The following is a 17,572-nucleotide window of genomic DNA, read 5'->3' as shown; positions in this document are numbered from 1 at the left end:
GATGGCTCCGTGGTTTCTCAACAGTCTCGTGGTTCACAACAGACTATGGTGTCACGCCCACAGGCCACTTGCCTCCCCGCAGAGGAGCCCCGTGCACCACGCCGCCGCAAATGTCGTTAAGCTAGTAGTCACAACATCATCTATCGGGAGGCGGCTGGCCAGTGAGTCATTCGGAAGCCACGACTTCAACAGACCAGGCTGGAACGGATCCGACGAGTCCAGCACAACACGAGGTCCGGAACCCCGAGGAGAGCAGGCTGAAGGCGCTTCTGGAGCCTGCCGTCCTGGCGAGCCGGCTCTATCTTGAGGATGTTGCCATCCACGTTGCCGGTTCACACCGGGTAGTCCACGTGGTCATCGACCTGCCCCAGGAGGAAACCGGCGGCGTCAGCCTGGACGTCATCGCGGAAATCTCCAGGGCGCTCTCGGACATCCTGGACAACGATCCCCGGACCGACGGCCGCCCTTACGACCTCGAGGTCTCCTCGCCCGGCGTCGGCCGGCCCCTCACGGAGCCCCGCCACTGGCACCGGGCCCGCGGACGCATGGTCAAGGTCAACGTGATCCAGGGAGAGAACCTGACGGGACGTATCCAGTCCGTCGACGACGACGGCGTCACGCTGGTTCCCGAGCAAGAGGTCAAGAAGGGCATGAAGCCCAAGCAGGGCGAACCCGTGAAAATTCCTTTCGACAGGATCCGCCAAGGAAAAGTCGAGATAGAGTTCAGCCACCTCAACGAGGCCGTGCTGGAAGACGAGTACAACGGACCTTCCGAGGAGGCCTAATGGATATTGACATGAGTGCGCTGAGACTCCTGGAGCGTGAGCGTGAAATCCCGCTGGACCTCCTGATTCCCACCATCGAGCAGGCGCTCCTGGTGGCATACCACAAGACGCCGGGCGCTTTCGAAAAGGCCCGTGCCGAGCTGGACCGCAAGAGCGGCCACGTGACCATTTGGGCCACGGAAATCGACGACGACGGCGAAGCCGTCGGCGAGTTCGAGGACACCCCTGCGGGATTCGGCCGCATTGCGGCAAGCACCGCGCGGCAGATCATCCTGCAGCGGCTGCGCGACGTCGAGGACGACAACGTCCTCGGCGAATTCAAGGGCCGTGAAGGCGAACTCGTCGCCGGCCTGATCCAGCAGGGCAACAACCCGCACATGATCCAGGTGAACCTCGGTTCCGTCGAAGCACTGTTGCCGCCGCCCGAACAGGTGCCGGGTGAGAAGTACACCCACGGCAACCGCCTGCGTGCGTTTGTGGTGGACGTCCACCGCGGCGCCAAGGGACCCTCCATCACGCTGTCGCGTTCACACCCGGGCCTCGTCCGGAAGCTTTTCGAACTGGAGGTCCCGGAGATCGCGGACCGCTCCGTCGAGATCGTGGCACTGGCACGCGAGGCCGGCCACCGGACCAAGATGGCCGTCAAAGCCAACACCCCCGGCATCAACGCCAAGGGTGCTTGCATCGGCGAAATGGGCTCCCGGGTCCGTGCCGTCATGACCGAACTCAACGACGAAAAGATCGACATTGTCGACTTCAGCGACGATCCGGCGACCTTCATCGCCAACTCCCTTTCGCCGTCGCGCGTGAATTCCGTCACTATCACCGACGAGGCCACGCGCTCCGCCCGCGTGGTTGTTCCCGACTATCAGCTGTCCCTCGCCATCGGCAAGGAAGGCCAGAACGCCCGGCTCGCAGCAAAGCTGACCGGCTGGCGGATCGACATCGTCTCCGACGCCGCTCCGGCCAAGGGCAACTAAACACGCCAAACGGTGCCCAGCCCCGGATCCCCGCACCTTGTGGATTCTGTGGCCGGGCCCTCGGGGGCTTAGAATAGATGGAACCGGGCCTATGCCCGGTATCCGTGCGCTTTGGCGTGCTCGCGGCTTGTGGGGGCAACAATCCCAACAAGCCAAGGGCGTGCGCCGAGCAAAGCAGAACCGCAGAAGACAGGTAAAGACACTGAGGCAGGTTGATACACCCAGTGACTGAACTGCCTCACACCAGGCACCAGCCTGTGCGCACCTGCATCGGATGCCGGAAACAAGGCAAGCGGAGCGAGTTGATCCGGCTTGTCGCCGAAGGCGGCGGGTCTCCCGTCGTCCTGGTGGATGAACGACGCCGGATGGCTGGCCGGGGTGCGTGGCTGCATCCCAGCACCACATGCCTGACGCTGGCAAGCAAACGGCGTGCTTTCGCAAGGGCCCTCGCGGGCGCAAGCGAAGTCACCGCCGTGGAAAGCTACCTGGCGGCAGTCATACCCCCTGCGGACACCCCCGTGAAAGCAGGAAAACCGTCCAAACCTGAAAGCGGGTCAGAAAACTGATGGAAACCCGATGAGTTCCCAGCGATGAGTGCGCAACGATGACAACTTTGTTGCGCTCTGCACAGGGCCTATCCGCCGCGTTCGCGGCAGGGGCCCGCAGTAAGAATTAGACGGTTCGTGCCTGGCTCGGTGCGGACCGAGACAGGAGAAATGTGGCCAAGGTCCGCGTACATGAGCTCGCCAAAGAGCTCGGTATTACTTCCAAAGATGCAGTGACAAAACTGCAGGAATTGGGCGAATTCGTTCGCTCCGCCTCTTCAACAATTGAGGCACCGGTCGTGAAGAAGCTTCGCGACGCCTACCCGGGCGCCGGCGCTGCAAAGGCGGCTGCCCCGGCAGCACCTCGCATTGCAGCCCCCGCGGCACCGGCTGCCCCTGCTGCGCCCGCAGCGTCCCGCCCGGCTCCGGGCCCCGCTGCGCCCAAGGCTCCGGTTCCCGCCCCCAAGGCTGAGACCCCCGCCCCGGCAGCGCCTGTGGCCCCCGCAGCTACGGCAAGTCCTATTTCCGCCAAGCCGGGTGCCCGTCCGGCACCCAAGGCCGAAGCCCCTGCCCCGGCACGTCCGGGCAGCCAGGCTCCGCGGCCCGGTGGCCCACGTCCGGGCAACAACCCGTTCGCGACCTCGCAGGGCATGCCCCGCGGCCGTGGCGACGGCGAGCGTCCTCCCCGTCCGGGCAACAACCCCTTCGCAACCTCGCAGGGCATGCCCCGTTCCGGTGGCCGCACTGACGGCGAGCGTCCCGGCGGTCCGCGTCCCGCGGCCGGCGCAGGCGGTCCCCGCCCCGCAGCCGGTTCCGGTGGTCCGCGTCCGGGTGCTCCGCGCCCCGGTGCTCCCCGTCCGGGCGCTCCGCGTCCCGCAGGTGGACCCGCAGGAAACCGTCCCAGCCCGGGCATGATGCCCAACCGCACCGAGCGTCCCGCTCCCGGTGGCGCTGGTCGTCCGGGTGGCGCAGGCCGTCCCGGTGGCGGCCCCGGCCGTCCGGGTGGCGCTCCTGGCGCAGGCACCGGTGGCGGAGCTCCCGCCGGCGGTGGCTTCGGCAAGGGCGGCCGCGGACGCGGCGGTACCCAGGGTGCCTTCGGTAAGGGTGGCGCAGGACGCGGCAAGCAGCGCAAGTCGAAGCGTGCAAAGCGTCAGGAACTGGAGCAGATGAGTGCTCCGTCGCTGGGTGGCGTATCCGTACCCCGCGGCGACGGCAACACCGTGGTCCGGCTGCGTCGTGGCTCGTCCATCACGGACTTCGCCGACAAGATCGAGGCGAACCCCGCCGCACTGGTGACCGTGCTGTTCCACCTCGGTGAAATGGCAACGGCTACGCAGTCGCTGGACGAAGACACCTTCGGCCTGCTCGGCGCCGAACTCGGCTACAAGGTACAGGTGGTCTCTCCGGAAGACGAAGAGCGCGAGCTCCTCGACTCCTTCGACATCGATCTCGATGCCGAACTGGAAGCCGAAGGCGACGACGTCCTCGAACCGCGTCCCCCGGTTGTCACCGTCATGGGTCACGTTGACCACGGTAAGACCCGACTGCTCGATGCCATCCGGAAGACCAACGTGGTTGCCGGTGAACACGGCGGCATCACGCAGCACATCGGTGCCTACCAGATCAGCCACGTCCACGAAGGCACTCCGCGCGACATCACCTTCATTGACACCCCTGGTCACGAGGCGTTCACCGCCATGCGTGCACGTGGTGCCAAGGTCACCGACATCGCCATCCTGGTTGTCGCAGCCGACGACGGCGTCATGCCGCAGACGGTTGAAGCACTCAACCACGCACAAGCGGCCAACGTGCCGATCGTCGTCGCGGTCAACAAGATCGACAAGGAAGGTGCGAACCCGGACAAGGTCAAGGGCCAGCTCACCGAGTACGGTCTGGTTCCCGAAGAATACGGTGGCGACACCATGTTCGTTGAGGTTTCTGCCCGCCAGAACATCAACATCGACGAACTGATCGACGCCGTGCTTCTGACCGCAGACGCCGCTTTGGACCTGCGCGCCAACCCGGACAAGGACGCTCGAGGCATTGCCATCGAAGCGAACCTGGACAAGGGCCGCGGTTCCGTGGCCACCGTCCTGGTCCAGTCCGGTACCCTGGCCGTCGGTGACACGATCGTGGCCGGTACGGCCCACGGCCGCGTCCGTGCCATGTTCGACGAAGACGGCAACGCCCTCGACATCGCGCTTCCGTCCCGTCCTGTCCAGGTCCTGGGCCTGTCCAACGTACCGCGTGCAGGCGACACCTTCCTGGTGACCTCCGACGAGCGTACGGCCCGCCAGATCGCTGAAAAGCGCGAGGCAGCCGACCGCAACGCGGCCCTGGCCAAGCGCCGCAAGCGCATCAGCCTCGAAGACTTCGACAAGGCTGTGGCCGAAGGCAAGATCGACACCCTCAACCTCATCCTCAAGGGTGACGTTTCCGGTGCGGTCGAAGCCCTCGAAGACGCCCTGCTCAAGATCGATGTCGGCGACGAAGACGTTCAACTGCGCGTCATCCACCGCGGTGTGGGTGCCATCACGCAGAACGACGTCAACCTCGCCACGGTGGACAATGCCATCATCATCGGCTTCAACGTCAAGCCCGCCGAGCGCGTGGCTGAACTGGCCGATCGTGAAGGCGTGGACATGCGCTTCTACTCCGTCATCTACTCGGCAATCGATGACATCGAGCTGGCCCTCAAGGGCATGCTCAAGCCGGAGTACGAGGAAGTCCAGCTCGGTACCGCCGAGGTCCGCGAAGTCTTCCGTTCTTCCAAGTTCGGAAACATCGCCGGTTCCATCGTGCGCTCGGGCATCATCCGCCGTAACACGAAGGCACGCGTCAGCCGCGATGGCAAGGTCATCGGCGACAACCTCACCGTTGAGACGCTCAAGCGCTTCAAGGACGACGCCACCGAGGTCCGCACGGACTTCGAGTGTGGTATCGGTCTTGGCTCGTACAACGACATCAACGAAGGTGACATCATCGAGACCTTCGAGATGCGCGAAAAGCCGCGCGTCTAAGCACGAAAAGTAGAGGGCGGGGCCGTTGGATTCTTCCGGCGGCCCCGGCCCTTTCCGCCGATATGGGGGCCCCGCCCCTTCGCTGGGTGGCTGACGTCTTGCGACGTCAGCCACCCAGCTCCGGCAGGCCCGATGCCACTCCCGGGCCCCCATATTGGCTCCAACGGCCTCCGAGGAACGCGGCGGCCGGTCGTAGACTCGCACTAGGCGCGTCTCGCACACCGAACTTAAGTACGCAAGTTGCTAACGCGCCGTCGTACGCAAATTTTAGGAGTAGAAATGGCTGATCCGGCACGCGCTGCCAAGTTGGCGCAGCGGATTAAGGTTGTTGTTGCTGAGGCACTTGGCCGGCGGATCAAGGATCCTCGGGTTGAGGGCATCACTATTACCGATGCCCGCGTCACCAACGATCTTCAGCACGCCACCGTGTACTACACCGTCTTCGGTGACGAGGTTGCCCAGGCCGATGCCGCCCGGGCGTTGGAGAAGGCCAAGGGTGTTTTGCGCCAGGAAGTGGGCCGCAACATTACCGTGCGGCTGACTCCTACCTTGGAATTCGTTGCCGACCTCATTCCGGTCAACGCCTCGAACCTTGAGGAGCTCTTGCGCACCGCCAAGCAGCGCGACGCCGAGGTGGCCGCGCTGGCCGCCGGCGCCAAACACGCTGGCGACGCAGACCCGTACAAGAGCGATGCCGCGCAGGATGCGGACATCGACGAAGACGATTTTGACGAAGAAGACATCGACCTCCGTGCCGATGAAGACATCGACGAAGACGGCGGCAAGTAGTCCGGCGCTTCCCGGACAGGGCCGGATCCGCAGTTCTCAAGACTGCCGGATCTGGTCCTGCTTGTTTAACCGTGGAAAGCGGGGCCAAATTGATGGTCCGTCGCTAAGATCGGAGCATGGCGGCCCACGATGCAGCTCAGAGTCCCGAAGACTACCTTGAACACGCCGTGCGGCTCGCGGTTCAAAACGTGGCCGACGGCGGCGGCCCTTTTGGCGCCGTCGTGGTCACCCCGGACGGACGGCTTCATGACGGCGTCAACCGGGTCACCCGCGACAACGACCCCACAGCGCACGCCGAAGTGGTGGCCATCCGGCGGGCCGCGTCGGAGCTCGGAAGGTTCGACCTCAGCGGCTCCGTGCTCTACTCAAGCTGCGAACCGTGCCCCTTGTGCCTCTCCGCCGCCCTATGGGGCCGGGTAAGCCGGGTCTACTTTGCCGCGGACCGGTACGGTGCCGCAGCCGCAGGCTTCGACGATGCCGTGTTCTACGAATATTTCGACGGCAACAGGCCGGAACTGCTGCCCGTCCAGCACACGGAGGTCGCCGCATCCGAGGCTCCTTTCGATGCCTGGCGCGGGCACAAGAACCGGACCAAATACTGAGGTTCACCCCCGCGCCGGAAGCCGCCCGACGCCGTCGAGCAGCTGCTGGTGATCACCGCACAACGCGATCCTGATCCACCCTTCGCCGATGGAACCGAACGCGGTGCCAGGCGCTACGGCCACTCCAGAGTCCGCCAAGAAGGTGCGCACCCAAGCACGCACATTCCCGCCGCTCACATGCGAGACGTCCGCCCAGAGATAGAAAGCCCCCTGCGCGCCCAGGAAGGGAATGCCCTTCCCGGCAAGCACTGCCGAGGCGGCGTCGCGGTTGGAACGGTAATGCTCCCGTGCCGTGTCCACGTAGTCCTGCGGGCCGGTCAGCGCCGCGACCGCAGCGTACTGGGAAGGCGAAGCCACGCAGGAAACGATCGCTTCCATGACGTTGTTCATCTTCCATTCCAGGCCCGGCGGGCAAATGAGCGCACCGATCCGCAGTCCCGTCAGGCCGTACGTTTTGGACAGGGTCAGGGACGTGAAGACCCGCGCTTCCCCGGGAACTGTGCTGTCGAAACGGGCAGGACTCGTGTGCGGAACGTCGAAGGTGAAGGCTTCGTAGCATTCATCCGAAATGATCCACAGATCGTGCTTGACGGCCAATTCCACCAGCTGGCGCGTCGTTTCCTCGCAAATCACGGCGCCCAGGGGATTGGACGGCGAATTCAGGACCAGCACCTTGGTGCGGGGCGTGATCAGTGCCTCGATGTCCTCGATGCGGGGTTGGAACTCGTTCTCGGGGTAGAGCGGATACCGCACCGGGACGGCGTGGAGCAAATGGCTTGTCATGGCAAAAGTGGGATAACCCGGATTGGGAATCAGGATCTCGTCGCCGGGGGAGAGGAGCAGGCTCATCGCGAAGTGCAGCCCCTGCTGGGCTCCGTCCACGACGTACACGCGCTCCGCCCCGACATCCACCTTGTTGTGGGCACGGAAGCGGGCGGCAAAGGCCTCACGCAGGGCCGGGATCCCGGCATTGGGGGTGTAGTTGGTCTCGTCCCTGTCCAGGCATGCGATCCCCGCGTCCAGGATGTGCCGGGGCAGCGCGAAGCCGGGCTCGCCGATGCTGAGGACAATCGCCCCGGGGGTGCTCCACGCGGCCTCGGTGATCTCGCGGATCTGGTTCACGGGCACTTCGCGGACATGTGCGGCAAGCTCAGGCATGGGAGCCATCTTAGCCGCGGTCCCGGAGCGTTCAGGGAAGCCGCAGGCCGCAGGACGCATGCCCCGGCGCGGATATACTGGGAGGCGTGCTTTCTGGACTGGTAATCGTTGACAAGCCGCAAGGATGGACCAGCCACGATGTGGTTGGACGGATGCGGCGACTGGCCGGTACCCGGAAAGTGGGCCATGCGGGGACCCTGGACCCCATGGCCACCGGGGTGCTTGTGCTTGGCATCAACAAGGCGACGCGCCTGTTGACGTACATCGTGGGCACGTCCAAGACGTACTCCGCCACCATCCGGCTCGGCGAATCGACCATCACGGACGATGCCGAAGGCGACATCACCGCAAGCCGCAGCGCCGCCGGAGTCACTGAGGACGCCATCCGCGACGGCGTCGCGCAGCTCAGCGGCGAGATCCAGCAGGTTCCCAGCAGCGTCAGCGCCATCAAAGTCAACGGCGAACGGTCCTACGCGCGCGTCCGTTCGGGGCAAGAGGTCAAGCTTGCCGCCCGGCCCGTGACCATCCACCGTTTCGAGATCCACGCCATCCGGAGGGTCGACGGCGGCAGGGTAGTAGACATCGATGTGACCGTCGAGTGCTCCTCGGGCACGTACATCCGCGCGCTGGCGCGCGACCTGGGCGAGGCCCTTGACGTCGGCGGCCATCTCACGGCGCTGCGCCGCACCCACGTGGGGCCATACTCCCTGGAGCAAGCCCGCACCCTCGAACAGCTTGCCGAGGAACTGGAAGTCCTCGACATGTCCGCCGCTGCCCGGGCACTCATGCCCAACCGGGAACTGAGCGACGCCGAAACCACCGAAATTTCTTTTGGCCGCAGGATCGCCGCGGGACCCGCTGCCGGCACGGCCGACGCCGCCACCGCCGAGAACCCGGCTGCCGCGTTCTCTCCCTCAGGGGAACTCGTGGCGCTGTTGGCCGACGCGGGGAGTTTCGCCAAGCCTGTCCTTGTGTTCGCCCCTGACAACGAAAAGCAGGAACACTAGCCATGGACGGATACTTTTACGCTGTCCTGATAGTGGGCCTGCTGTCCACGATCATTTGCGTCGTGGCGGGCATCATGAAGAAGGCCCCCAACGACGTCACCATACTGTCCGTTGCCGCCGTCGAACTCGTCCTGCTGGTCTATCTGGTGGGATCGATCATCCGCGTGGCGATGGGTGAAAAAATCGCTGGGGAGCCCTGGGAATTCTGGGGCTACATCATCACGGCTCTCATACTCCCCATCGTCGCGGTGTACTGGTCCATCCTGGAACGGACCCGTTGGAGCAATTTCGTCATGGGCGCCGTGGGCGTCACCGCATTGGTCATGGCGGCCCGCATGAACCAGATCTGGTACTGACATTGGAAGAAGCACACGAAGTGACTGTTGAAACCACCGGGAAGAAGAACCCGGACACCCGCAATACCGGGCCCGGGAGGCTGTTGATTGCGGTCTACGCGGTTTTCGCGATCTCGGCCACCGCCCGTGCCGGCTACCAGATCCTGACCAAGTTCTCGGATGCTCCCCTGGCCCACATCCTCTCGGCCTTCGCCGCCGTCGTGTACATCGTGGCCACGGTCTCCCTCGCGAAGCCGGGCCGCACGTGGTTCAAGGTATCGCTCGCGGCCGTCCTCGTAGAGATGGTCGGAGTGGTGGTGGTTGGTGCCATCAGCCTTTTCGATCCTGTGGCTTTCCCGCACGACACCGTATGGTCCCTGTTCGGACGTGGATACGGCTTTGTGCCGCTGATCCTGCCGATCCTGGGCCTGCTGTGGCTCTACCGTCGGCGGCCCGCGCGGCTCCCGCAGTAGAAATCGGGGCTCCGCCACCGGGCAAGGGCGCCCCCTGAGAGCGGGTAACCTTAGAGAATTCCGGCGCCGGAGCAGGCACCGGGCATAGTGAATACCAGCAGTAAAAGGCGAGGTTGATGGTCCACATCTGGAACGATCCCACCGAGGTCCCCGAGGATTTCGGTCCCAGCGTCGTTACCATCGGCAACTTTGACGGCGTCCATCGGGGCCACCAGCAAGTGCTGACGCAACTCTTGCGCACCGCAGGGCAGCACGGCGCGCAGTCCGTTGTCGTGACTTTCGATCCCCACCCGGCCCTGGTCCATCGGCCCGACTCCGCACCGGAGCTCCTCATGGGTCTGCAGGACAAGCTCGATGCCCTGGCGGACACGGGCGTGGACGCTGTCCTCGTCATGAAATACAACCTCACGCTCGCGGCAATGACTCCTGAAGAATTCGTCGTCAAGGTCCTGCTGGACGGGCTTCACGCGGCGCACGTTGTTGTGGGCCACGATCTCCGTTTCGGTGTGGGAAATTCCGGCGACGTCGGCACCATGCAGGAATTGGGCAAGGAACTGGGGTTCGGCGTCCACGTGGTCAATGAGTTCGGCGCGGAAGGCTTTCCAGTACACGACGACGGCGGCACGGACCGCCGCTGTTCCTCCACTTGGGTGCGCGAGGCCCTTGCTGAGGGCGACGTCGAGACCGCCGCCGCCGTCCTCGGCCGCCCGCACAGGATGCGCGGCGAAGTGGTCCATGGCGCCGCGCGCGGACGCGCCCTGGGCTTTCCCACGGCAAACCTGGACCACGGCGCCACGGGCTACGTCCCCGCGGACGGAATCTACGCCGGCTGGCTCGTGGACGAGTCCGGAACCCGCTGGCCCGCCGCGATTTCGGTAGGTTCCAACCCCACATTCGACGGCGTGAGCCGCCAGGTGGAAGCGCACGTGATCGACCGCCCGGAGGAAGCGGTGGAGGACTTCAACCTCTACGGCCAGACCGTCGTGGTGGAATTCACGGCCAGGCTGCGAGGCATGGTGGCCTATCGTGGACCCGAGGCCCTGGTGGAGCAGATGCGGCTGGACGTCGTCCAGGCCCACGATCTCCTGCTGAAGAAGTAGTCCCGCACCGTGAGCGTTGAGAAGAACACCCGGCCGCTCGACGAAGGCATCGTCAAGGATTTCAGCTCACGCATGAGCTACGGATCCTACCTGCAGTTGCCCTTGCTGCTCAGCGCCCAGCAACCCGTCAGCCAGCCCGAACACCATGACGAGCTATTGTTCATCATCCAGCACCAGACCACCGAACTGTGGCTGAAGCTGGTCCTGCACGAGCTTCGCAGTGCCGCCGAGTGGCTGCGCCAAGACGACCTGGGCTCAGCACTCAAGGCCATCGCGCGGGTCAAGCACATCCAGAAGACCCTTACCGAGCAATGGTCTGTGCTCGCCACCCTCACTCCTACCGAGTACTCCCAGTTCCGCGGCTTCCTAGGCAACGCCTCGGGGTTCCAGTCGAGCCAGTACCGCGCCGTGGAGTTCATCCTCGGCAACAAGAACGCCAAGATGTTGCCGGTGTTCGAATCGGATCCGGAGTCCAGGACCATGCTGGAGGAGCTCCTGCATGCCCCGAGCATCTACGACGAATTCCTGGCCTACCTGGACCGGCACGGCTACGAGGTTCCGCGGTCCGTCCTGGACCGGGACGTCACCCAAGCCCACGAGTTCGCCCCGGAGCTCTTGCCCCTGTTCAAGCACATCTACGAACACGCGGCAGACAACTGGGCGGCCTACGAAGCCTGCGAGGAACTGGTGGACCTGGAAGACAACTTCCAATTGTGGCGGTTCCGGCACCTCCGCACGGTGCAGCGGACCATCGGCATGAAGAAGGGAACCGGAGGTTCGAGCGGTGTTTCCTTCCTGAAGAAGGCCCTTGACTTGACGTTCTTCCCCGAGCTTTTCGCCGTCCGGACCGAGATCGGGCAGTGAGCGGCGCCCGCCTTTGATGAGGGTCACACGGCAGCTTTCGACAACATTGCCGGGCTGCCGGTAAACTGAGGGATGGATCCGGCTGCAGTCCGTGGCGGCTGGACCTGTTTTGTGTGCGGTCATCGGCACATTACAACCCGGCAGCGAGGCGCTGAATCGGGACGCACGGCACAACTCTAGGAGTTCACGTGGCACTTGAAGCCGCTGTTAAGCAGTCCATCATCGAGGCATACGCAACGTCCAAGGGCGACACTGGTTCGCCGGAGGTCCAGATTGCAGTCCTGACTCAGCGGATCAAGGATCTGACTGAGCACATGAAGGAGCACAAGCACGACTTCCACACCCAGCGCGGTCTGCTGGCCATGGTTGGTCGTCGCAAGCGCATGCTGGGCTACCTCAAGAAGACTGACATTGCCCGCTACCGTGCGCTCATCGAGCGCCTCGGCCTGCGCCGCTAGTTTGACTTCGGGCGGCCCGATCCTCCGCGGAACGGGCCGCCTTTTCTCCAAAACTAAATCCAACACTTAACAGGAGTTCAACCGCATCGCGCATTCGCGGTCCTCGGTAGTGATCCCCGGGAGTAGCCTTCTGCGATGAAGGCACAGCCCGTGGGTCTCGATCGATGACCGGGTGTCGTACAGGCCAGGAACAGACGCTGGCCTGGGTCGATGCGGGAGGACTTCCGCTAAACAAGAAACGGAGGTGACTCTCAATGGAGGGTCCCGAAATCCAGTTCTCAGAAGCCATCATCGACAACGGCCGCTTCGGCAAGCGTGTTATCCGCTTCGAAACCGGCCGCCTCGCCAAGCAGGCAGCCGGCGCCGCGATGGTCTACATCGACGAAGACACCGCACTGCTGTCCGCAACCACCGCAGGCAAGTCCCCGCGTGAAGGCTTCGACTTCTTCCCGCTGACCGTCGACGTCGAAGAGCGCATGTACGCCGCCGGCCGCATCCCGGGCTCGTTCTTCCGCCGTGAAGGCCGCCCGTCCACCGAAGCCATCCTGGCTTGCCGCCTCATGGACCGCCCCCTGCGTCCCGCGTTCGTCAAGGGCCTGCGCAACGAGGTCCAGATCGTCGTCACCGTCCTGGCGATCAACCCGGACGAGCTCTACGACGTCGTGGCCATCAACGCCTCGTCCATGTCCACCCAGCTCTCCGGACTCCCGTTCTCCGGCCCGATCGGTGGCGTCCGCGTCGCCCTCATCGCCGACGAACAGGGCACCGAATGGGTTGCTTTCCCGAAGCACTCCCAGCTCGAGAACGCCGTCTTCAACATGGTTGTTGCCGGCCGTGTTGTGTCGGGTCCCGACGGGGACGACGTCGCCATCATGATGGTTGAAGCCGAAGCCACGGACAACTCCTGGAACCTCATCAAGGAACAGGGCGCCACCGCTCCCACCGAAGAGGTCGTTTCCGAAGGCCTCGAGGCCGCCAAGCCGTTCATCAAGGCCCTGTGCGAGGCCCAGGCTGACCTGGCCGCCCGCGCTGCCAAGCCGACGGTTGAATTCCCGGTCTTCCTGGACTACCAGGACGACGTTTACGCCGCTGTTGAAGCTGCCGCTGCCGAGAAGCTCGCTGCTGTCTTCCAGATCGCCGACAAGCAGGACCGCGACAACGCTTCCGACGAACTCAAGGACGAAGTCCTTGGCGCCCTCGCCGGCGAGTTCGAGGGCCGCGAGAAGGAACTGTCCGCAGCCTTCCGCTCCTTGACCAAGCAGGTTGTCCGCCAGCGCATCCTCAAGGACCAGATCCGCATCGACGGCCGTGGCCTGACGGACATCCGCCAGCTGACCGCCGAGGTAGAGGTCCTGCCCCGCGTTCACGGTTCCGCCATCTTCGAGCGCGGCGAAACCCAGATCATGGGTGTCACCACGCTGAACATGCTCAAGATGGAACAGCAGATCGACTCGCTGTCTCCCGTCACGCGCAAGCGCTACATGCACAACTACAACTTCCCGCCGTACTCCACCGGTGAAACCGGCCGCGTCGGCTCCCCGAAGCGCCGCGAAATCGGCCACGGTGCACTCGCCGAGCGTGCCCTGGTTCCGGTTCTGCCGTCCCGCGAGGAATTCCCGTACGCCATCCGCCAGGTGTCCGAGGCCCTCGGCTCCAACGGTTCGACGTCGATGGGTTCCGTCTGTGCCTCCACGCTGTCCCTGCTCAACGCAGGCGTGCCGCTGAAGGCCGCTGTTGCCGGTATCGCCATGGGCCTGGTTTCCGACCAGGTTGACGGCCAGACCCGCTACGCTGCCCTGACCGACATCCTCGGCGCCGAAGACGCTTTCGGCGACATGGACTTCAAGGTTGCCGGTACTTCCGAGTTCGTCACGGCCATCCAGCTGGACACCAAGCTCGACGGCATCCCCGCATCGGTCCTGGCCGCAGCCCTGAAGCAGGCCCGCGAAGCCCGCCTGCACATCCTGGACGTCATCAACGCCGCCATCGACACCCCGGATGAGCTCTCCGAGTTCGCACCGCGCGTGATCGCCGTCAACATCCCCGTTGACAAGATCGGTGAGGTTATTGGCCCCAAGGGCAAGATGATCAACCAGATCCAGGAAGACACCGGCGCCGACATCTCCATCGAGGACGACGGCACGGTCTACATCGGCGCTACCAACGGCCCGTCTGCAGAAGCAGCCCGCGCCGCGATCAACGCCATCGCCAACCCGCAGGTCCCGGAAATCGGTGAGCGTTACCTGGGCACGGTCGTCAAGACCACCACCTTCGGTGCGTTCGTTTCCCTGACTCCGGGCAAGGACGGCCTGCTGCACATCTCCGAGCTGCGCAAGCTGGCCAGCGGCAAGCGCGTGGACAACGTCGACGACGTCGTCTCCGTGGGCCAGAAGATCCAGGTCGAGATCACCAAGATCGACGACCGCGGCAAGCTCTCCCTCTCCCCGGTTGTGGCCGAGGAAGAAGGCGCCGCCTCCGAGGAAGCTCCCGCCGAAGGGGCTGAAGTTTCCGCCGAGTAGCCTGAACCGGCAAACACGCGGCAGGACCGGTGGACATGTCCACCGGTCCTGCCGGGTTTTAACAACGGATTCCCGTCCCAAGGGCGATGCGCCCGCTGGTACGATTGCAGCCAGATTTGGCACCCGTGATTTCCCGCAGAACTGAAAGGTCTTGATGACTGTCGTACCCCTCCCATTGGCGCAGACCGTGCCCGGCGGCGAATTGATCCATGGTGCCGAAGGCGGCTCCGTTGTCCGGCGTTCAGTGCTTCCGGGAGGCGTCCGGGTGCTCACTGAGGCCATGCCCGGGCAGCGTTCGGCAACCATCGGATTCTGGGTGGGGGTCGGCTCCCGGGACGAGGCGGACGGCCAGCACGGCTCCACCCACTTCCTTGAGCATCTCTTGTTCAAAGGCACCAAGAAGCGCACAGCCCTGGAGATCGCTTCCGCTTTCGACGAGGTCGGCGGCGAATCCAACGCGGCCACCGCGAAGGAAAGCACGTGCTACTTCGCCCGCGTGCTGGACACGGACCTCCCTATGGCTATCGACGTCATTGCCGACATGATCACCGGTGCAGTTCTGGATCCTGCCGAACTTGAACAGGAACGCGACGTGATCCTTGAGGAAATCGCCATGGACAGCGATGACCCCACCGACGTCGCGCATGAAAACTTCGTGGCTGCCGTTCTCGGTGTGCATCCGCTGGGGCGCCCGATCGGGGGCACCCCTGCCGCCATCAAGGCCGTGTCCCGGGATTCCGTGTGGGCACACTACCAGCGCTATTACCGGCCGGACGAAATCGTCATCACCGCCGCCGGTGGCCTGGACCACGACGTCGTGTGCCGCCTCGTGCTCGATGCCTTGCGGACGGCCGGGTGGGAGCTGAAGGACGCCGCTGCCCCTGTTGAGCGCCGCCCCACCGAGCGGGCGGACATCACGGGTACCGCAGGGCTGCATGTGATCAAGCGCCCCGTGGAGCAGGCCAACATCATCATGGGTTGCCCCTCGATCGTGGCCACCGACGATCGTCGCTTCGTGATGAGCGTGCTGAACGCGGTCCTTGGCGGTGGCATGTCTTCACGCCTCTTCCAGGAGATCCGCGAAAAGCGGGGCCTCGTCTATTCCACCTACTCCTTTGCCTCCGCTTATGCGGACGCGGGCTACTTCGGCATGTACGCCGGCTGCACACCGTCGAAGGTCAAGCAGGTCCTGGAACTCCTGGGCGCCGAACTGGACAAGCTCGCTGCTGACGGAATCACCGACGAGGAATTGCGCAAGGCTGTGGGCCAATTGTGCGGCGGAATCGTCCTGGCGCTGGAAGACACCGGTTCCCGGATGTCCCGCCTTGGCCGCGCCGAACTCGTCTCGGGCGAATTCCAGGACATCGACGAGACGCTGGACCGCATCAAGGCCGTCACCGCCGAGCAGGTCCAGGAACTCGCCCGGGTGCTCGCCGAAGCCCCCCGCACCGTGACCGTCGTCGGGCCCTTCGAGGAAACCGAGACGTTCGGCCTCTGAGGGACATGCCCCTCGTTCGAGCTTAGGAGTGGACATAGTCCTGATATGTCCACTCCTGGCCTGGAACAGGGGGCATGTCCGGTGGGGAAGGCTGGACGCGCCTGCTCGATGGGGAACATGATGGTGACGTATCCATCGTCTCGCGCAGGAGTCGCCATGAACGAGCCATTGAAGAGTCATGCACACACTGCGCTGGAAGCCTTCCTGGGTCATTGGCGGGGGAGTACCGAGCTTGCGGCGTCGCCGTGGGGACCCGCCCGGACCGCCGACGCCGAGGTGACTTTTTCTCGCGCGGCGGGAGGTTACGCCTTGGTGCAAAGCTACCGGCACATTGAGCCCGACGGCACTCATTTCGAGGGGCACGGTGTCTTTACCGTTGACCCGGACCACGGGGACACCTTGTGGTACTACGTGGACAGCATGGGCCGGCCGCCGGAAGCTCCGGCCCGCGGGCATTGGGAGGACGGCACACTCAGGCTTGAGAGGCGTAGCCCTCGCGGGACCGCTCGGCACACTTTCAAGGTGGACGGCGGCGTGCTGACCCACATGGCGGAACTGAGGCTTGGGGACGCCGCGACGTTCAGCCCGTTCATGATCTCTGTCTGCAGGCGCGTCTAGGGCTCACGTCAAGCAGGCACGGCATTCAGAGGATCCTGGCCTCCATCGACTCAACGATCCGGGCATCGGGCATACCATCGAGCGAGGCAGGCCTTCCAGGTCCACTCCACACCCTGGTCCGCAAGGTGTCCAGCATTGATTCGGCTTGCTCCCGCCCGGCGAAATCAAGCTCGATCAGGACCCGCTGCGAATCGTCCAAGGACCTGGAGACCCTGTAGGAAATAACGCCGGACCCGGCGCGATCTGCCGGATCCGAGTCGAAGGACCGCTTCCATGCGCCGAAGTCGTTCACAGCGTGTTCGATCAGGAGGGTGTACATGGCTCTTCCTTTGCTATTGCGCGGATAGGCACAGCGTAGGCTCGTTGGACCCGGGGAGCCACCCTTCGGCTGTGGCCGGCTCAGCCGCCGGCAAACGGCGGGAGGACGTCGACGACGTCGTCCGCACCGAGAGCGGCCGAATGGTCGCGGACTGCCACCTCGTTGCGCAGGAAGCTGCTGCGCGAAATGATCCGGGCCAGGGGCGGCGTGCCGGCCGGTGGTTCCGGACGTTCGACGGCGAGCACGGCCGCGATCAGTCCGTCCAGGCTGGTTCCTTCCGGAAGATCGTGGTGTTCCTCTTCGACGCCCGCCGCGGCGCGCGCGGCAGCGAAGTATCTTACGAGCAAAGTCTCAGCCTCCGATGGCGCTCATGCTGCGGTCCGGTTGGATGAAGTCGGGTGCGCCGAGGCCGGTGTGGTCCATGCCGTGGGCTTTGGGTTTGATCCACATGGCGTCTTGCCAGCGTTGGGCGAGTTCCTCGTCGTCCGCTCCGGAGCGAAGG

Annotated in this window: 18 protein-coding genes and 1 pseudogene; 15 read left to right on the top strand and 4 right to left on the bottom strand. The window is 64.5% G+C overall.

Annotation, left to right across the window (positions count from 1 at the left end):
* Positions 1 to 161: 161 nt before the first annotated feature.
* From rimP to AC1DJW_RS16645, 6 genes are all read left to right on the top strand, one after another.
* Positions 162 to 785, top strand: a complete 624-nt coding sequence (gene rimP, locus AC1DJW_RS16670) for a ribosome maturation factor RimP (RefSeq protein WP_059387824.1) — start codon at positions 162 to 164, stop codon at positions 783 to 785.
* Positions 785 to 1,765, top strand: coding sequence for a transcription termination factor NusA (nusA, locus tag AC1DJW_RS16665; RefSeq protein ID WP_284752683.1), 981 nt, complete (start codon positions 785 to 787; stop codon positions 1,763 to 1,765). The genes rimP and nusA overlap by 1 nt, the downstream gene beginning before the upstream one ends.
* Positions 1,766 to 1,989: 224 nt before the next feature.
* The gene (locus AC1DJW_RS16660) at positions 1,990 to 2,331 is read left to right on the top strand and encodes a YlxR family protein (protein ID WP_284752684.1); all 342 of its coding nucleotides are present in this window, start codon (positions 1,990 to 1,992) and stop codon (positions 2,329 to 2,331) included.
* 152 nt (positions 2,332 to 2,483) lie between these two features.
* Positions 2,484 to 5,330, top strand: a complete 2,847-nt coding sequence (gene infB, locus AC1DJW_RS16655; protein ID WP_390282691.1) for a translation initiation factor IF-2 — start codon at positions 2,484 to 2,486, stop codon at positions 5,328 to 5,330.
* A gap of 279 nt (positions 5,331 to 5,609) precedes the next feature.
* On the top strand, positions 5,610 to 6,119 hold the full coding sequence (gene rbfA, locus AC1DJW_RS16650) for a 30S ribosome-binding factor RbfA (RefSeq protein WP_390282690.1): 510 nt from the start codon (positions 5,610 to 5,612) through the stop codon (positions 6,117 to 6,119).
* 116 nt (positions 6,120 to 6,235) lie between these two features.
* The gene (locus tag AC1DJW_RS16645; RefSeq protein ID WP_390282689.1) at positions 6,236 to 6,721 is read left to right on the top strand and encodes a nucleoside deaminase; all 486 of its coding nucleotides are present in this window, start codon (positions 6,236 to 6,238) and stop codon (positions 6,719 to 6,721) included.
* 3 nt (positions 6,722 to 6,724) lie between these two features.
* Here AC1DJW_RS16645 and AC1DJW_RS16640 read toward each other — a convergent pair whose 3' ends face one another.
* Positions 6,725 to 7,879 (bottom strand): pyridoxal phosphate-dependent aminotransferase, encoded by a 1,155-nt coding sequence (locus tag AC1DJW_RS16640; RefSeq protein WP_476901893.1) that lies wholly within the window; start codon positions 7,877 to 7,879, stop codon positions 6,725 to 6,727.
* An 86-nt stretch (positions 7,880 to 7,965) separates the two neighbouring features.
* Between AC1DJW_RS16640 and truB the strand changes: the two genes are divergently transcribed.
* The 9 genes from truB to AC1DJW_RS16595 all read left to right on the top strand — a co-directional run bounded on the left by truB (position 7,966) and on the right by AC1DJW_RS16595 (position 16,751).
* Positions 7,966 to 8,886, top strand: a complete 921-nt coding sequence (gene truB, locus AC1DJW_RS16635; protein WP_476901892.1) for a tRNA pseudouridine(55) synthase TruB — start codon at positions 7,966 to 7,968, stop codon at positions 8,884 to 8,886.
* A gap of 2 nt (positions 8,887 to 8,888) precedes the next feature.
* Positions 8,889 to 9,242, top strand: coding sequence for a hypothetical protein (locus tag AC1DJW_RS16630; RefSeq protein ID WP_390282687.1), 354 nt, complete (start codon positions 8,889 to 8,891; stop codon positions 9,240 to 9,242).
* 2 nt (positions 9,243 to 9,244) lie between these two features.
* The gene (locus tag AC1DJW_RS16625; RefSeq protein ID WP_459340811.1) at positions 9,245 to 9,694 is read left to right on the top strand and encodes a hypothetical protein; all 450 of its coding nucleotides are present in this window, start codon (positions 9,245 to 9,247) and stop codon (positions 9,692 to 9,694) included.
* Positions 9,695 to 9,810: 116 nt separating this feature from the next.
* Entirely contained in the window at positions 9,811 to 10,794 is a 984-nt protein-coding gene (locus AC1DJW_RS16620) for a bifunctional riboflavin kinase/FAD synthetase (protein ID WP_284752692.1), read from the top strand.
* A 9-nt stretch (positions 10,795 to 10,803) separates the two neighbouring features.
* Positions 10,804 to 11,658 carry a tryptophan 2,3-dioxygenase gene (gene kynA, locus AC1DJW_RS16615; RefSeq protein WP_390282684.1) on the top strand — a complete coding sequence of 285 codons (855 nt, stop codon included), beginning with the start codon at positions 10,804 to 10,806 and terminating at the stop codon, positions 11,656 to 11,658.
* A gap of 188 nt (positions 11,659 to 11,846) precedes the next feature.
* A complete protein-coding gene (gene rpsO / locus AC1DJW_RS16610; protein ID WP_028266602.1) occupies positions 11,847 to 12,116 on the top strand; it encodes a 30S ribosomal protein S15 in 270 nt (89 codons plus the stop codon).
* A 254-nt stretch (positions 12,117 to 12,370) separates the two neighbouring features.
* Entirely contained in the window at positions 12,371 to 14,635 is a 2,265-nt protein-coding gene (locus AC1DJW_RS16605) for a polyribonucleotide nucleotidyltransferase (protein ID WP_284752694.1), read from the top strand.
* Positions 14,636 to 14,789: 154 nt separating this feature from the next.
* The gene (locus tag AC1DJW_RS16600; protein ID WP_284752695.1) at positions 14,790 to 16,133 is read left to right on the top strand and encodes a M16 family metallopeptidase; all 1,344 of its coding nucleotides are present in this window, start codon (positions 14,790 to 14,792) and stop codon (positions 16,131 to 16,133) included.
* Positions 16,134 to 16,289: 156 nt separating this feature from the next.
* Positions 16,290 to 16,751: a DUF1579 family protein gene (locus AC1DJW_RS16595; protein WP_284752696.1), complete on the top strand. Its 462-nt coding sequence runs from the start codon at positions 16,290 to 16,292 to the stop codon at positions 16,749 to 16,751.
* Positions 16,752 to 16,776: 25 nt separating this feature from the next.
* Here the strand turns inward: AC1DJW_RS16595 and AC1DJW_RS16590 are convergent, their stop codons facing one another.
* From AC1DJW_RS16590 to AC1DJW_RS16580, 3 genes and pseudogenes are all read right to left on the bottom strand, one after another.
* A complete protein-coding gene (locus tag AC1DJW_RS16590; protein ID WP_390282683.1) occupies positions 16,777 to 17,070 on the bottom strand; it encodes a hypothetical protein in 294 nt (97 codons plus the stop codon).
* An 80-nt stretch (positions 17,071 to 17,150) separates the two neighbouring features.
* A complete protein-coding gene (locus AC1DJW_RS16585) occupies positions 17,151 to 17,417 on the bottom strand; it encodes a MoaD/ThiS family protein (protein WP_284752698.1) in 267 nt (88 codons plus the stop codon).
* 4 nt (positions 17,418 to 17,421) lie between these two features.
* A pseudogene (locus AC1DJW_RS16580) lies at positions 17,422 to 17,572 on the bottom strand (GTP 3',8-cyclase MoaA); the annotation flags it as partial.

The sequence above is a fragment of the Arthrobacter sp. 05L417 genome (assembly GCF_056397865.1).
Note: the sequence above shows the minus strand (reverse complement) of the source record. Positions and strands in the feature narration are given on the sequence as shown.

Excerpts from the sequence above, each read along its gene's own strand:
- AC1DJW_RS16630 (WP_390282687.1), top strand. The coding sequence starts at position 8,889 with ATGGACGGATACTTTTACGCTGTCCTGATAGTGGGCCTGCTGTCCACG.
- AC1DJW_RS16595 (WP_284752696.1), top strand. The coding sequence starts at position 16,290 with ATGAACGAGCCATTGAAGAGTCATGCACACACTGCGCTGGAAGCCTTC.
- AC1DJW_RS16620 (WP_284752692.1), top strand. The coding sequence starts at position 9,811 with ATGGTCCACATCTGGAACGATCCCACCGAGGTCCCCGAGGATTTCGGT.
- AC1DJW_RS16645 (WP_390282689.1), top strand. The coding sequence starts at position 6,236 with ATGGCGGCCCACGATGCAGCTCAGAGTCCCGAAGACTACCTTGAACAC.
- AC1DJW_RS16640 (WP_476901893.1), bottom strand. The coding sequence starts at position 7,879 with ATGCCTGAGCTTGCCGCACATGTCCGCGAAGTGCCCGTGAACCAGATC.
- AC1DJW_RS16605 (WP_284752694.1), top strand. The coding sequence starts at position 12,371 with ATGGAGGGTCCCGAAATCCAGTTCTCAGAAGCCATCATCGACAACGGC.
- rbfA (WP_390282690.1), top strand. The coding sequence starts at position 5,610 with ATGGCTGATCCGGCACGCGCTGCCAAGTTGGCGCAGCGGATTAAGGTT.
- nusA (WP_284752683.1), top strand. The coding sequence starts at position 785 with ATGGATATTGACATGAGTGCGCTGAGACTCCTGGAGCGTGAGCGTGAA.
- AC1DJW_RS16600 (WP_284752695.1), top strand. The coding sequence starts at position 14,790 with ATGACTGTCGTACCCCTCCCATTGGCGCAGACCGTGCCCGGCGGCGAA.
- AC1DJW_RS16590 (WP_390282683.1), bottom strand. The coding sequence starts at position 17,070 with ATGTACACCCTCCTGATCGAACACGCTGTGAACGACTTCGGCGCATGG.